This window comes from Acidaminococcus sp. CAG:542 (assembly GCF_000437815.1).
Lineage (GTDB): Bacteria > Bacillota > Negativicutes > Acidaminococcales > Acidaminococcaceae > Acidaminococcus.
The window spans coordinates 7,967-21,449 of the sequence record NZ_FR902063.1; the positions used below are offsets into that span (position 1 = coordinate 7,967).

At 56.9% G+C, this 13,483-nt stretch carries 14 protein-coding genes; 4 read left to right on the forward strand and 10 right to left on the reverse strand.

What is annotated here, in order from left to right; translation table 11 throughout:
* The 3 genes from QVO43_RS04880 to QVO43_RS04890 all read right to left on the reverse strand — a co-directional run.
* Positions 1-797, reverse strand: a 797-nt coding sequence (locus tag QVO43_RS04880; RefSeq protein ID WP_288174547.1) for an AEC family transporter, incomplete at its 3' end; no start/stop codon positions are given.
* A gap of 12 nt (positions 798-809) precedes the next feature.
* Positions 810-1,640, reverse strand: a complete 831-nt coding sequence (locus QVO43_RS04885; RefSeq protein WP_022487456.1) for an oxidoreductase — start codon at positions 1,638-1,640, stop codon at positions 810-812.
* Between the two features lie 16 nt (positions 1,641-1,656).
* A complete protein-coding gene (locus tag QVO43_RS04890) occupies positions 1,657-2,232 on the reverse strand; it encodes a GNAT family N-acetyltransferase (RefSeq protein WP_022487457.1) in 576 nt (191 codons plus the stop codon).
* A 173-nt stretch (positions 2,233-2,405) separates the two neighbouring features.
* Here QVO43_RS04890 and QVO43_RS04895 point away from each other — a divergent pair, with 173 nt between their 5' ends.
* Positions 2,406-3,236: a 4Fe-4S binding protein gene (locus QVO43_RS04895; RefSeq protein ID WP_022487458.1), complete on the forward strand. Its 831-nt coding sequence runs from the start codon at positions 2,406-2,408 to the stop codon at positions 3,234-3,236.
* A gap of 74 nt (positions 3,237-3,310) precedes the next feature.
* Here QVO43_RS04895 and QVO43_RS04900 read toward each other — a convergent pair whose 3' ends face one another.
* A complete protein-coding gene (locus tag QVO43_RS04900) occupies positions 3,311-3,841 on the reverse strand; it encodes a nitroreductase (protein WP_022487459.1) in 531 nt (176 codons plus the stop codon).
* Positions 3,842-4,017: 176 nt separating this feature from the next.
* Between QVO43_RS04900 and QVO43_RS04905 the strand changes: the two genes are divergently transcribed.
* Positions 4,018-4,917 (forward strand): hypothetical protein, encoded by a 900-nt coding sequence (locus QVO43_RS04905; RefSeq protein ID WP_022487460.1) that lies wholly within the window; start codon positions 4,018-4,020, stop codon positions 4,915-4,917.
* A gap of 44 nt (positions 4,918-4,961) precedes the next feature.
* Here the strand turns inward: QVO43_RS04905 and QVO43_RS04910 are convergent, their stop codons facing one another.
* The 3 genes from QVO43_RS04910 to QVO43_RS04920 are packed head-to-tail and all read right to left on the reverse strand — an operon-like array spanning position 4,962 to position 7,688.
* Positions 4,962-6,182, reverse strand: a complete 1,221-nt coding sequence (locus QVO43_RS04910; RefSeq protein WP_022487461.1) for a dicarboxylate/amino acid:cation symporter — start codon at positions 6,180-6,182, stop codon at positions 4,962-4,964.
* Between the two features lie 30 nt (positions 6,183-6,212).
* The gene (locus QVO43_RS04915) at positions 6,213-7,373 is read right to left on the reverse strand and encodes a UxaA family hydrolase (RefSeq protein WP_022487462.1); all 1,161 of its coding nucleotides are present in this window, start codon (positions 7,371-7,373) and stop codon (positions 6,213-6,215) included.
* 12 nt (positions 7,374-7,385) lie between these two features.
* Positions 7,386-7,688 (reverse strand): UxaA family hydrolase, encoded by a 303-nt coding sequence (locus tag QVO43_RS04920; protein ID WP_022487463.1) that lies wholly within the window; start codon positions 7,686-7,688, stop codon positions 7,386-7,388.
* A gap of 124 nt (positions 7,689-7,812) precedes the next feature.
* Here QVO43_RS04920 and QVO43_RS04925 point away from each other — a divergent pair, with 124 nt between their 5' ends.
* Entirely contained in the window at positions 7,813-8,745 is a 933-nt protein-coding gene (locus QVO43_RS04925; RefSeq protein ID WP_022487464.1) for a LysR family transcriptional regulator, read from the forward strand.
* Positions 8,746-8,843: 98 nt separating this feature from the next.
* Here the strand turns inward: QVO43_RS04925 and QVO43_RS04930 are convergent, their stop codons facing one another.
* Genes QVO43_RS04930 through QVO43_RS04940 form a run of 3 tightly spaced genes read right to left on the reverse strand, consistent with a single transcriptional unit; the run spans position 8,844 to position 12,496 of the window.
* The gene (locus QVO43_RS04930; RefSeq protein WP_154487820.1) at positions 8,844-10,328 is read right to left on the reverse strand and encodes an aminoacyl-histidine dipeptidase; all 1,485 of its coding nucleotides are present in this window, start codon (positions 10,326-10,328) and stop codon (positions 8,844-8,846) included.
* Between the two features lie 12 nt (positions 10,329-10,340).
* Positions 10,341-11,750: a YfcC family protein gene (locus QVO43_RS04935; RefSeq protein WP_022487466.1), complete on the reverse strand. Its 1,410-nt coding sequence runs from the start codon at positions 11,748-11,750 to the stop codon at positions 10,341-10,343.
* 17 nt (positions 11,751-11,767) lie between these two features.
* On the reverse strand, positions 11,768-12,496 hold the full coding sequence (locus tag QVO43_RS04940; RefSeq protein ID WP_022487467.1) for a TetR/AcrR family transcriptional regulator: 729 nt from the start codon (positions 12,494-12,496) through the stop codon (positions 11,768-11,770).
* Between the two features lie 169 nt (positions 12,497-12,665).
* On the opposite strand from QVO43_RS04940, the gene QVO43_RS04945 reads away from it, so the two are divergent.
* On the forward strand, positions 12,666-13,483 hold an 818-nt coding region (locus QVO43_RS04945), incomplete at its 3' end, for a DMT family transporter (RefSeq protein WP_288174548.1).

A 13,483-nucleotide genomic window follows, 5' to 3' on the forward strand; every position in this document is an offset into this window, starting at 1 on the left:
GTGGCTCCGGCAGGCATGCCGGTCATGAGGACCGCGATCCCGGTGGCCACCGGATCCAGCTCCAGTGCGGCACTGACTCCCCAGGCCAGCCCGGGCAGCAGGATCAGCCGCAGGATGCTGTAGAGGATGCTGTCCCGGTTGAAAATGGTCAAAAGCGGCACATCCGCCAGGATGGTCCCCACGATGAACATGGTAATGGCCGCATTGCAGCCCCCGATGTACCGGATGGTCATGTCCAGAAAAGCCGGAGGCCGCCACTGGGTCAGGATCAATACGATCCCGATGTACACAGCGATCAGACAGGGATGGGTCAGGACCTTTTTCAGCACTTCCTTCCGGCTTTCCTGCCGGGCCATGAAATATCCGGTGCCCACGGACCACATGACCAGCCGCAGAGGGATCAGGAACACAGAGGCATAGAACAGCCCCAGGTCCCCATAGACCCCTTCCGCCACCGGATAGCCCAGAAAGCCGCTGTTGGACACCAGGGTGCCGTACTGGAGCACCTTTTTCCGGGTATCCGGATACCGGTTGAACAGGAAATGGTTCAGGATCATGAAGAGCACCTGGAGCACAGCCCCTGCCCCCAGGATCCGGCCGCAGGTCAGGAAGATATTTCCTTCAAAGGGCATGAGACAGGATTTGATGATGTTGCAGGGAATGATCACATAGACGCACACATCGGTGAGACACCGTTTCCCCGGTTCATCCACAATATTCTTTTTCCGCAGGTACAGACCAATGAGAATCAGCAGGAAGAGAGACAGCTGGAGATTCCCCAGTCGATAAATATCCATGGCACCGCCTCCCTAGGACAGTTTTTTCATGACCCACCGGGCCGCCATGTCATACAGTCCGGTAGGCAGCAGGGTATGGGCCAAAAGCAGCAGCCAGGCACCCTTGCCGCACAGATACCGGGCCTGGGGCTGGGAGGCGTTGGCCGCCAGGAAAATGGTTTTGGCCACATCCTGGGGGGTGTTCAGCCACTTTTGGTCGTAGAGCCGATGGAGTCCCCGGGCCATTTTCTCTCCCCAGGCCCTGCAGGCTCCCTGCCGGGACACCTCTGCCAGATGGTCAGCGGCAATGTGGCCCCAGGCCGTCCGCACCAGCCCCGGTTCCACAATGCTCACCTGGATTCCCTGGCCGGCGGTTTCCATCCGCAGGGCATCACTGAGGGCTTCCAGAGCATATTTGCTGGCATGATACCAGCCCCCGAAAGGTCCTGTGACCCGTCCGGCAATGGACGAAACCATGATCACCCGTCCCTGGTGCTGCCGGCGGAAAAGCGGCAGCACCATCCGGGTGAGCCGGATGGCCCCGAACACGTTCACTTCCATCTGATGCCGGGCCTCCGCCAGGGGCACGTCCTCCACCGCTCCATAGGATCCGTAGCCGGCATTGTTGATCAGGATGTCCAGGGTCCCGTGCTGGTTCAGGATCTGCTGGAGGGCGTTCTGGCAGGAATAGTCTTTGGTCACGTCCAGCACCAGGGGGATGACCCCGTATTTGGACAGTTCCTGGAGTTTGTCCAGGCGCCGGGCTGCCCCGTACACCACATGGCCGGTCCGGGCCATAAGGATGGCGGTTTCCCGGCCGATGCCGCTGCTGGCCCCGGTGACCAGCACCACCTGCTGTTCCATGGTTCCCCCTCCCTTTCTATTCCCCGGCCTGGACTTCCGGATAGGGCCGGACAGCCGGCTGGTTCTTCCCGTGTTCCCCGATGTTCTTCCCCATCCAGATCATATGGTACCAGCGGTTGAACTTGTAGCCGCAGTTTTTGAAGAGCCCCACCGGTTCAAACCCCAGATGGGCATGGAACTGGGCGCTGTTGAAGTCCAGGTATTCGTCCGGCTGTTCCGGATAGCCGATACAGGCGTACACATCCAGGATCCCCATTTTTTTCAGGGCTTCCAGAAGGGCGCCGTAGAGTTTCTTTCCCAGTCCCTTTTTCCGAAGATGGCAGTCCACATAGATGCTCAGTTCCGCGGACCAGTCATAGGCCGGACGGCCCACAAAGGGTCCGGCATAGGCGTACCCCAGCACCCGGCCATCCTCCACCGCCACAAAATAGGGATAGCGTTCCTGGGTATGGGCGATCCGCCGCCGGAATTCCTCCACACTGGGCACCTGGTATTCAAAGGTGATCACCGTGCTTTCCACATAGGGTGCATAAACAGAACGGATGGCCGCTGCGTCCTCCGCCGTGGCCTCCCGGATCATCAGTTCACTCATGGGTATTCCCCCTGTCTTTGGTAGGTTTGCTGTTTTTATTATAGGCCATTTCCGGGACCGGTAGCAAATTTTTTGAAAGGAAGGCCCTGGCACTGGCTTTTCTCCTGAAAATAAGGTATGATAAAAAGAAAATCCATTGGCTGAAAATTCAGTTCTTTAGGGAGGTCTTGTTCTTGATTACCCATATTGCCGCCATTTCTTTTAGTCCCACCGGTCAGACGGAAGCCCTGGTCCGGGAATTCGGGGAACAGCTGGCCCGCCGTTTCCATGCAGAAGGGGTCACCCTGTCCCATCATTCCTTCACCCTGCCCCAGGATCAGCAGACTCTCCATACCTTCGGTCCCGCCACCCTGGTGATCTTCGGGATGCCCACCTATGCCGGCCGGATTCCCAACAAGGCCCTGCCCTTTGTCCAGCAGCTGTTTTCCGGAGATCCGGAAAACAAGACCCCGGCTGTGGCCCTGGTGACCTTCGGCAACCGGAGTTACGACAGCTCTCTGACGGAACTTCGGGATGAACTGGAAAAGAAGGATTTCCGGGTGTTCGCTGCCGGTGCCTTTGCCGCTCCCCACGCCTTTGCCGCCATCGGCCGGGATCATCCCACGGTTCAGGACAAAGAAAAATTCCAGGAACTGCTGGACCGGGTGGAAGGAAAACTCCGGAGCGGAGAGCCTCTGGAAAGAGTGAGCATCAACGGAGACGCCCCGGTGGCCCCCTACTACATCCCTCTGGGAGAAGACGGCCAGCCTGCCAAGTTCCTGAAAGCCAAGCCCCAAACGGACCTGACCAAATGCGATCACTGCGGCAAATGCGCCCAGGTGTGTCCCATGGGGTCCATCAATCCGGAAAACACCGATGAAGTCCCCGGCATCTGCATCAAATGTCAGGCCTGCATCAAATACTGTCCCAAAGGGGCCAAATATTTCGACGATCCCCGCTTTCTCTCCCACAAAGCCATGCTGGAGAAGAATTACCAGAGGACGGCGGAATCGGAAGTATTTTAAAAGGGGTGCTGCTGACGCAGCACCCCTTTTGTCGCGACCCGCGACCGGAGCATATTGCCTCTGCAATATGCTCCTTATTTCATCCAATACACCCGATGTTCCTTCCGCAGGGGAGCGATGGGGATATCTCCCTTTACATAGCCCACTGCGCAGTGGCCGATGCCTTCCCATTCGCCGGTGATACCCAGGGTTTTCAGCAGGGCTTTGCCTTCCGGCCGTTCGAATTCTTCCTTGGCCCGATGGATCCAGCAGCTGCCCAGGCCCAGAGAATGGGCGGCCAGCATCAGATTCCCCATGACCAGGGACCCGTCATACACTTCCGTGGGCTTCGTCTTGTCCGCCAGTACGATGAGCACGGCCGGTGCCCCGTAAAAAGGATCGAAATCCGGAGCCCAGCCGCCGATTTCACAGTTCAGCCGGCTCAGCCGCTTCACCATGGCCGGGTTGGTAATGGCCAGGATGATGGTATCCTGGCTGCCTCTGCCACTGGGGGCATAGAGTCCTGCCTTGATGATTTCCTGAAGATCGGTTTCCGGCACCGGGTCCGGTTTGAAACTGCGGATGCTCCTGCGGAGCTGCATGGCTTCCAGTACTTCGTTGTTCATGGTATCCTCTCCTTTTCCAGTTATCTGCTGTCATGATACCATATCCCCCGGCCCTCGCACCGGTTCTTCCCGAAAAGTTCAAAACTTTTTCCTTTGACTTTCCTCCTTGAATGTGACATGCTAAGAGGATAGAATAAGGAACAAACAGACGTTGATCTGAAAAGGAGGCTTTTTTTATGGCATTGTTATCGAAAATCCGTGCGGCAGGCCTGTCCCTGCTGCTGGTGCTTTCCGCCGGCTCCCTGGCCCAGGCTGCTTCTCCCGTAGACAAGGCTGTGGTGAAAGACATGGTCCGTGTCCAGAGCGTCATGGCCAAGGAAAAATACATCCAGTACGAAATGAAGGGCACCCTGTTCAGCCCCATCGGAGTGGGGAACCTGTCCCTTACTGGGAACGGAGTGGAAGAAACAGACAAAAAGAATACCCGGATGGAAAAGCTCAGCGGAGATCTCCACGGCACCGGGGAGCTGACCCTGCTCACCGGCCAGCAGACCGCCAGCCAGCCCATTGACGCCTATTTCTTTGCGGAAAAAGGCCAGCTGACCCAGTACATCAACAGCGGCAAAGGCTGGGCCAAAAGTGTCCGTCCCTACACCCTGCCTCTCCTGCCCAATCCGGACAGCAAAAAAGCCGAAAAGGAACTGCTGGAGTACCTGTCTTCCGCCAAGGTAACCAAGGAAACCAGCCGGGAAAAGACCCTGGAATTCACCCTGGACGGCCAGAAGCTGGCCAATAAGCTGGCCCAGGATCCGGAATTCAAAAAGCAGAAGGATGCAGAACAGATCCAGTCCCTGGTGGCCCAGGTAAAGGACGTGCCCTACACAGTGGTGCTGGATAAAAAGACCTGGCGGATGAAACGGCTGGGCATGGACATGACCCCGGTGCTCCAGACCACCGGCGGTTACATCCTGGATGCCGCCGCCAAGACCAAAAAGATCACCCCGGAGCAGCAGCAGATGTTCACCAGCCTGCTGGGAAGCTCCACCCTGGTCTTCGCCTTCCAGTTCGACTACCAGCAGGGTAAAGACGTGACCCTGCCGGAAGCCGTGGAAAAAGCAGCCAAAACAGCAGAATGAAAGAATAGGGTGCTGCACGCAAGGTACAGCACCCTATTCTTTTTTTATCTTTTCAGCGTTCCTTCCGACTGGGCCACGATGACCGCCGTAGCCGCATCTCCCACGATGTTGGGTACGCAGCGGGCCATGTTCAGGATCCGGTCGATCCCTGCCAAAAGGCCGATGGCTTCCATGGGCAGATTCACCGAACTGAGCACAATGGTCAGCATGACCAGCCCGGACCCGGGAATTCCCGCAGTCCCGATAGAGGCCAGGGTGGCAGTCAGCATGATCATCACCTGCTGGGTAAAGGTCAATTCCACCCCGAAGATCTGGGCCGTGAACACCACAGCAACCGCTTCATAGATGGCCGTCCCGTTCATGTTCATGACGGCGCCGAAGGGAATCACAAAATTGGCGGTTTCCTCATCCACCCCCACTTTCTTTACACAGGCCAGATTCAGGGGGATGGTAGCCACACTGGAACAGGTGGCAAACACAAAGGTCATGGCTTCCTTCATGTTCTTCAGGAATTTCAGGGGACTGACCCGGCCGAATACGCCCACCATCAGAACAGCCTGGACCACCAGCAGATACACCACAGCACACAGATACATAGCCCCGATGGTCTTGATGTAGGGGATCAGGATGGCTGTCCCGTTTTTCCCCACAACGGAGGCCATCAGTCCCAGCACCCCGTAAGGAGTGAATTCCAGAGCCATGTTGGTGATTTCCTTCATCACTTCCTGGCCTGCCCGGCAGCAGTCCAGCAGGGGCTTGCCCTTGTCACCCAGTTTCAGCAGGGCGAAGCCCATGATCAGGGCAAAGAAAATGATCTGGAGCAGATTCTGTTTGGCCAGTGAAGCAAAGATGTTCACCGGGATGATGTTGATCACCGTATCCAGCATGGAAGCCGGTGCCTGTCCCTTGGGCTGAGGAGCTGCCACATTGCTCAGTTCCACCCCGGCACCAATGTTCATCATGTTGCTCACCACCAGCCCCAGGACAATGGCCAATGCCGTGCTGACCAGGAAGATGATGACGGTTTTGATGCCGATCCGTCCCAGCCGTTTGCCGTCTCCCACATCTGCTGCCGCACAGACCAGCAGGGTAAATACCAGAGGAGCCACCACCATGGTCAGCAGATTGGTCAGGATGGTCCCCAGGGGCTTCAGCACTTCGGCCCGGGGTCCCAGGACCAGTCCCAGGACAATCCCCAGGACAAACCCGATCATGATCCGGGTGAAAAGGCTCAGCCGATTCCACGGTTTACAAATAAATCCCATTTTTCATCGCTCTCCTTTTCCCTTTTTCCATCAGACAAACCGGCACACATGATCCACGGCAATATCCGAGAAGCCAAAAGCTTCCGCTTTGGTCATTTTGCCGTTGCACACATCCTGGATCACCTGGAGCATGTCTTTGCCGCATTCCTTGAAGGTTTTTTCGCCCCGGACAATGGCACTTACATCCACATCCATGTTGTCTTCCATTTTCCGGTAGGTCCGTTCATTGCCCGTAACCTTGATGACCGGTACAATGGCATTCCCGGTGGGCGTCCCCCGGCCGGTGGTGAAGATTACCGCATTGCAGCCCCCGGCTACCATGGAGGTTACGGAAGAAATGTCGTACCCTGCCGTATCCATCACAATGGCGCCCTGGCAGGAAGGCCGTGCTGCCTGTTCCAGCACTTCCACAATGGGACGGGTACCGCCTTTGCGGATGCAGCCCAGGCTCTTTTCGTCCAGGGTGGAAAGTCCCCCTGCCTTGTTCCCCGGGGTAGGCTGCCCGGCCCGGCAGTCCTGGCCGGCGGCCATCAGATGGGCCTCATAGTCTTTGCAGATCTGGATGATCTGGTTGTGGATGTGGGGAGTGGCTGCCCGTTTGGCCAGTACATGTTCCGCACCGATCCATTCGATGGATTCGCTCATGATGGTAGAAGCCCCCAGGTCCACCAGCAGGTCACTCAGTTCTCCCACAGCCGGGTTGCTGGCAATGCCGCTGGTGGCATCGGATCCGCCGCATTCGATGCCCAGCAGCAGATTGGAAATATCACACAGTTCTTTCTGCTGGAGCGCTGCTTCCGCTGCCATTTCCCGGGCCGCCCGGACTGCTTTTTCGATGGTCTTCAGGGTGCCTCCCTCGTCCTGGATGCCAAAAGAAACAACCGGTTTGGAGGTCATCTGCTGGATTTTTTCCTTCAGTTTCAGATGAGGTACGGTTTCACAGCCCAGACCAATGATCACCACCCCGTACACATTGGGGTTGCAGGCAAATCCTGTGAGCACCTTCTGGGACATGGCCGTGTTGGCCGCCACATCGGAGCATCCGGTATTGAAAATGATGTTTACGGCTCCCTTGACCTGGCTGGCTACGATACGGGCCGTTTCACTGCCGCAGGCGCAGGTGGGCAGGATCAGGACATGATTGCGGATCCCGGCTCTTCCTTCTTTTCTCTTATATCCCCAAAATTCCATGATTGTCACTCCTTATTCCTTTACAAATTCCTGTTCATAATCTCTGGGCACACTGAAGATATTTTTGTCAGAGACCCAATGGCCCTTCCCGATGGGTTCCCGGGTCTTTCCCAGCAATTCTCCATATTTGATCACCGAACCATCCTTGGGCAGATCCACCAGGGCGATTTTATGACAGAACGGAATGTCTTCCTTTGCCTCCAGCGTTTCCATTTTTCCATCTTTCTGATAAACCACCTGATCCCCTTTCCGGATTTCGGCCACACAGGTGACCACATTGTCCTGGTCGTCCATCAGCAGTCCATTGATTTTCATACTTTTCCTCCCCTTCGGAATTCCTTGATTTTTCTTATATTTACAATATCATTCTTTTGCTATATAATCCAATTTATCATATATATAATTCTATAAACTAGTTTTATAAGAAGAGGTGGATTCCATGAATGCCGACTATGAATACATCTACACCATTTATCGGGAAGGCAGTTTTACCCGGGCCGCAGAAAAACTGTTTATCACCCAGCCTGCCCTGAGCATCGCCCTGCGGAAGATCGAAGCCCGGATCGGCATGCCTCTGTTCATCCGGAACCGGCGCCCGATACAGCTGACCCCAGCCGGTGTCCTTTATTTGAAAGCCATCCGGAAAATGCAGCACCTGGAAAAAGATCTGGACCGGGAAGTCCAGCAGCTGAAAGATCTCCAGACAGGCAGTCTCACCATCGGAGGGAGCCATTATATCCTTTCTTACAAAATCCCCAACCTGCTGACAGCCTTTGCAGAAACATACCCCAGGATTCAGCTGAAGCTCATTGAAGAAGGTTCTGATGCCCTTCTATCCCTTCTGGAAAGAGAAGACCTGGATCTGACCTTCAGCTGCGATCCAACCATCATCCGGCGCCACAGCCATCACTACCGGGCTTTTCAGGACCAGATCCTGCTGGCTGTGCCCCGTTCCTATCCACTGCCTGATCCGCTGCTGCCCAGTGCCCTGACCTGCCAGGATGTGCTGGAAGGCCGGGCCGGTCAGCCGGACTGCCCCTCCCTCCCTTTGGCCCGATTCCAGGATCTGCCCTTCATCCTTCTGACCCCAGGAAACAACCTCCATCAGCGCTGTCAGATCCTGTTCAGGGAAGCCGGCTTCACTCCCCATGTCAAACTGATGCTTTCCCAGCTGGCCACCGCCTACCGGCTGGCAGAGCATGGACTGGCCGCCACCTTTGTCAGTGATGCCATGGTTTCCCGGGACAGCGAAACCCTTTTGTTCTTCAGGCTTTCTGATCGGGACTGCATCCGCACCTTCCATGCCCTGCTGCCGGACAGGGAATTTACCCCATACGCAGTCCGGGCCTTTATCCAGTTGCTGGGAAAATAAAAGAAGGGGGTGTGGAAAATCCACACCCCCGGTCGCAGGTTGCGACCAGAGAGGCTGTGAAGAAGTGAATCTTTTCTTTCTTCACAGCCCCTTATTTTTTATGCAATTTGTTCCAGAAGCTTCTTCAAAAACTCATACATCCTGATGGTGCTCTTTACGCTGAGCCTTTCCTGAGGAGAATGGAGGTCCCAGCAGTCGGGGCCCAGGGAGATGGCGTCCAGGTCCGGTTTCTTCTCGATCAGGCATCCGCACTCCAGGCCGGAATGGATGGGAGTGGCGTCCATTTTTTCTCCAAAGGTTTCCTCATACACCTGCTGGACCAGGGGCGTCAGCCGGGAATCCGGATCATGGGGCCAGCCGGGATAGGCGGCGAATTTCTCGCAGGTCCCCCCCACCATCTGGGCCAGGAGATGGATTTTATCCCAGATGTATTCCGCCTTGGACCGGAAGGAGGTGCGGATCTCGTAGACCACCACCAGCCGGTTCTGTTCCCGTTCCAGACGGATTTCTCCCAGGTTGTCGGAGCTTTGGACCACCCCGGGCACGGCGGCATTCATTTCCGAGATTCCGTTGGGAGACAGCACCAGCACCTGGATGAACTTGTCCGTCACTTCCCGGGACACCACCAGTCCGTTGTCCGGTCCCTGGGTCTCTTCCACGGAAATCTTCAGATTGGCAGCCACGGCCTTGTATTCCCGGCGCAGTTCTTCCGCTGCAGCGTTCACCGCCTGGAGGAAGGCTTCTTCCTTGCCCCGGGGCACCAGCACCACCGCTTCCCCATCCCGGGGAATGGCCAGTCGGAAGGTGCCTCCATGAAGGGAAGACAGCCGGAGGGGCATTTCTTTCCGGGCGGACAGGAGCATCCGGATCAGGAAAATATTGGCGTTTCCCCGGCCCCGGTGGATGTCTTCCCCTGAATGGCCTCCCTGGAGCCCTTCCACCTTCAGATGGAAGAACCGGGCCCCTTCCGGCACCGCTTCCCAGGTCACCGGCAGGTGGAAGTTCACCCCGAAGCCTCCGCAGCTGCCGGTTACCGAATGGCGTTCCACCGCATTGTCGATGTTCACCAGGTAATGGGACCGGAAATCACTGGCGTCCACATTCTGGGCCCCGCTAAGGTCTTCTTCCTCGGCGGTGGTCAGCAGCACTTCCAGTTCCGGATGGGCAAAGGACCCGTCTTCCAAAAGGGCCAGAGCCAGCGCCACCCCGATGCCGTCATCGGCCCCCAGGGTGGTCCGCCCTCCGGTGGACAGGATATCCCCCTCCAGTTCCAGATGGATGGGATCCTGCAGGAAGTCGTGTTCCACCCCCTTTGCCTTCTGGCAGACCATGTCCAGATGGGCCTGGAGCATGACCCCCGGCCGGTTTTCATACCCGGGAGAAGCCGGCTTCCGCAGCAGCACATTGTTCCATTCATCCTGACGGACAGCATAGCCTTTTTCCCGGGCCCACTGGAACAGGGCATCGCTGAGGGCCTTTTCCTTAAAGGAAGGGTGAGGGATCTGGCAGATCCGGGCAAAGTGCCGGAACACCGGATGCCGGAGCAGTTCTTCCAGGCTGCCGAAATTTTCTTTTTCCATCATACTGCCTCCTTGTCAGAACGGACCATAGTGGATCTGGACGGCGATCACCATGAACACCATGGCCACCACGCACCAGATGGCAAAGAGAGGCGCCAGCCAGCGGAACCATTTCCCGAAGGAGATGTGGGCCATGGCACAGGCGGCCACCACTTCCCCACTGGTGGGAGCAAACACGTTGGTAAAGGCATCCCCCATCTGAAAAGCAAGCACAGCCGTCTGCCGGGTGACCCCGATGAGATCCGCCAGCGGGGCAAACAGAGGCATGGTAATGGCCGCCTTGCCGCTGCCGGAAGGCACCAGCACGTTGAACAGATCCTGGACGATGAACATGCCGCAGGCACTGAGAGTGGGCGGCAGCCCGTTCAGCAGGCTGGCCATGTAGTGGATCACCGTATCCATAATGTGGGCGTTCTGCATGATCAGCACCGCCGCGTTGCACATGCCGATGACCAGGTTGGCGAACAGCATGTTGCTGCAGCCGGCCAGGAAAGCATCGGCGATTTCCCCGGAGGACAGGCCCCCGATGATCCCGGCCAGGATCCCGCACACCAGGAACAGCCCGGCCATTTCGTTGATGTAGAAGTCAAATTTCAGTACGCCCAGGACCACGGCACCGATGGTGGCCACAAACAGCACCAGCACCAGTTTGTGCCGGAGGGTGATCACTGGAGTTTCCTGGAGTTTCAGATGGCTGTTGTACAGCAGGTCTTCTTCCCGGACCGTACTCAGTTCCGGATTCTTCCGGACTTTGTTGGCATACCACATCACATAGGGAATGGTTACGATGTTCATCACCACAAACAGCACAGCCCGGAGTCCCATACCGGAAAACATGGGCAGACCGCAAATGCCCTGGGCCACCCCGATGGTAAAGGGGTTGGTCATGGCTCCCGCATAACCCACCGGCGCCGCACAGAACACAATGGCAATGGCGGTGAGGGAATCGAACCCCATGGCCACGGAAACCCCGATCACCAGAGGGGTGAAAGCCAGGAATTCTTCAAAACAGCCGGCAAAGGCGGACAGCAGGCTGAAAAGCACCATGCACACCGGGATCATCATCAGTTCCCGGCCCTTCATCTTTTCCACCACATTGGACAGTCCGGCGTTAATGGCTCCGGTAGCGTCCATAATGGCGAACATGCCCCCGATGATGAACAGGAAAGAAATGATTTCCGCTGCGTTCTGGAGTCCCAGGGTCAGGGACTGGAACAGATAGAAGGGGCTCACCGGCTGTTGCTGGATGTAATGGAAGGTGGCGGGATCCACCACTTCCTTGTTGAGGACGGGGTTCATCACCCGGCTGTATTCCCCGGCCGGGACGATGTAAGAGGCCAGGAAAGCCAGGAACATAATGATGCCCAGAAGGACCATGGGGTTCAGAGCATGGAGCTTGAAGCCTTTTTTCTTTTCTTCCGCCATTTTGTACCACTCCTTTTTCAGACTGTCTGATCACGGTTGCCCCGGGTAGTTTCCCCGGGTCTGGCTGCTGCCAGGACATAGTCGAAAATGTGCAGGAACTGCTTTTCCAGAAGGGGCCGGTCCAGGCTGCTGCCCAAAAGGCAGGCCCGGTGGATGTAGCTGCCATGGAGAGCCACGATGATTTCCAGGGTTTCCGAAGCCCGTTTTCCGGCCACATACCCTTCTTCCACCAGGCTCTTCATCATTACCTGATCCCGTTCCACCAGGGTGCCCCGGACCACCATTTCCCGGACATCCGCCGGCAATCCCTGGAGTTCTTCCGGGAACAGGTCCAGATAATAGACCTGGATCACATGGCCCAGTTTGGCGTTGTACCGGCCAAAGAACATGTTGTAGAAGATATCCGGGAACCGGAAGGCTCTTTCATTGAAGCACCGGTAGATGGTCCGGTACCGTTCCAGGGCAGTCATCTCCGGTTCCAGGTGCCTGGCCAGGCTCAGCAGGTAATCCCGGAGGAAGCACACCGATCCGAACAGGATCAGTTCGTCCAGGTCCTGGAAATAGTTGTAGAGGGTGGCACTGTTGTACCCGGCCTCGGCGGCGATCCGCCGGATGGTCACTCCGGGGATTCCCTCTTCCTTGAGGATTTTCTCCGTAGCTTCCACGAAATACATCATGTTCCGCTTCTGCCGGAGAGTCAGTTCCTTTCGCTGTTGTTTTTGGGTTTCCTGATTTTGGTTTTCCATATGGGGCAGGGCACCTCCTGACTGCTGATCCTGATTCCCGTTCCGGGAAGATGGTTGACAATTTTTCAGGCCGCTTTTATAATATAGCTGGTTTATAATCATGATTATATTTTAATCATGATTAAACGTCAAGTACGAATTTTTCCTCATTGGAAAGGAGGGTATCCCCATGCCCCGTCTCCCTGCCCTGTCCGGCAGCGCCCTGGTCCTTCTGGGAGCTGTCTGCTGGAGCCTGAATTCCCCTCTGGTGAAGTATCTGACCCTGGACCCCTTCCTGATCTGCGGACTCCGTTCCCTGATCGCCGGGCTGATGCTGCTGCCTTTTGTGCGGCCCCGGGAAATCGCCTGGAACCGGTACCTCTTGGCTTATGTCCTGGCCTACTGTGCCCTGTGTCTCAGCGTGATTGTTTCCCTGTCCCTGACTTCCGCCGCCATTGCCATCGGCATGCAGTACACCGCCACCATCTGGCTGTTCCTGCTGTACTGGTTCCAGACCCGGTATTTCAGCCGCCGGGCCTTCCTGCCGGTGGCGGTGATCATGGCCGGGGTCCTGTGCTTCATGCTCTCCGGAGGCAGCGGGGATTCCCATCCTCTGGGGAACCTGATTGCCCTCACGGAAGGGATTTTCTTTGCAGGCATGAGCCTGGCCTCCAAGAAAGCCACCCGGACCAATGCTCTGGGGATCACCGCCATCGGGAACCTGTTCACCGCCCTGGCGGTCTTTCTCCTGTTCCCCACCGCCCGGGCTGCCCTGCCGGCCATGAACGGCCAGGAATGGGGGATGATGCTGATCCTGGGGATGGTCCAGGTGGCCGGGGGCTACGGATTCTTCAACCTGGGAGTCCAGAAAATCCCCGCCCGGAAAGCTTCGGTGCTGGCCCTGTGGGAGATGATCCTGGGACCTTTGTGGGTGGCCCTGTTCCTCCACCAGTACCCGGGTCCCATGGTCCTTGCCGGCTTCGCCATCATCCTGGCAGGGATGGTGAT

Bases quoted from the DNA above. Each gene is read 5' to 3' on its own strand.
- QVO43_RS04890 (WP_022487457.1), bottom strand. From the start codon at position 2,232: ATGAGTGAACTGATGATCCGGGAGGCCACGGCGGAGGACGCAGCGGCC.
- QVO43_RS04925 (WP_022487464.1), top strand. From the start codon at position 7,813: ATGAATGCCGACTATGAATACATCTACACCATTTATCGGGAAGGCAGT.
- QVO43_RS04940 (WP_022487467.1), bottom strand. From the start codon at position 12,496: ATGGAAAACCAAAATCAGGAAACCCAAAAACAACAGCGAAAGGAACTG.
- QVO43_RS04905 (WP_022487460.1), top strand. From the start codon at position 4,018: ATGGCATTGTTATCGAAAATCCGTGCGGCAGGCCTGTCCCTGCTGCTG.
- QVO43_RS04920 (WP_022487463.1), bottom strand. From the start codon at position 7,688: ATGAAAATCAATGGACTGCTGATGGACGACCAGGACAATGTGGTCACC.
- QVO43_RS04930 (WP_154487820.1), bottom strand. From the start codon at position 10,328: ATGATGGAAAAAGAAAATTTCGGCAGCCTGGAAGAACTGCTCCGGCAT.
- QVO43_RS04915 (WP_022487462.1), bottom strand. From the start codon at position 7,373: ATGGAATTTTGGGGATATAAGAGAAAAGAAGGAAGAGCCGGGATCCGC.
- QVO43_RS04900 (WP_022487459.1), bottom strand. From the start codon at position 3,841: ATGAACAACGAAGTACTGGAAGCCATGCAGCTCCGCAGGAGCATCCGC.
- QVO43_RS04935 (WP_022487466.1), bottom strand. From the start codon at position 11,750: ATGGCGGAAGAAAAGAAAAAAGGCTTCAAGCTCCATGCTCTGAACCCC.
- QVO43_RS04885 (WP_022487456.1), bottom strand. From the start codon at position 1,640: ATGGAACAGCAGGTGGTGCTGGTCACCGGGGCCAGCAGCGGCATCGGC.
- QVO43_RS04910 (WP_022487461.1), bottom strand. From the start codon at position 6,182: ATGGGATTTATTTGTAAACCGTGGAATCGGCTGAGCCTTTTCACCCGG.